The sequence below is a fragment of the Pseudomonas sp. 50_B genome (assembly GCF_017491625.1).
In the GTDB taxonomy this organism is placed as follows: Bacteria; Pseudomonadota; Gammaproteobacteria; order Pseudomonadales; family Pseudomonadaceae; genus Aquipseudomonas; species Aquipseudomonas danubii.
The window spans coordinates 1-227 of record NZ_JAFGYX010000232.1; the positions used below are offsets into that span (position 1 = coordinate 1).

The 227-nt window shown below is 64.3% G+C and carries 1 protein-coding gene; it reads right to left on the minus strand.

What is annotated here, in order from left to right; all coding sequences use genetic code 11:
• A partial coding sequence (locus J5M73_RS31755; protein WP_207817077.1) for an amino acid permease occupies positions 1-227 on the minus strand: 227 nt, incomplete at both ends.

Genomic DNA, 227 nt, shown 5'->3' on the forward strand with positions numbered 1-227 from the left:
ACAGCACATTCACCAGCACCAGCAGCGCCAGCACCCCCAGGAAGCCGATCACCGTGGCCCGCCCGACGTCCGCGCGTTTCTGCGCCCGGGCCGAGTAGACGCTGGCGCCCTCGATGCCGATGAACACCCAGACGGTGACCAGCATCATGTTGCGCACCTGGTTCATCACGCTGCCCAAGTCCGGGTTCTTCACGCCCCAGATATCAGCGGTGAAGATGTCCAGCTTG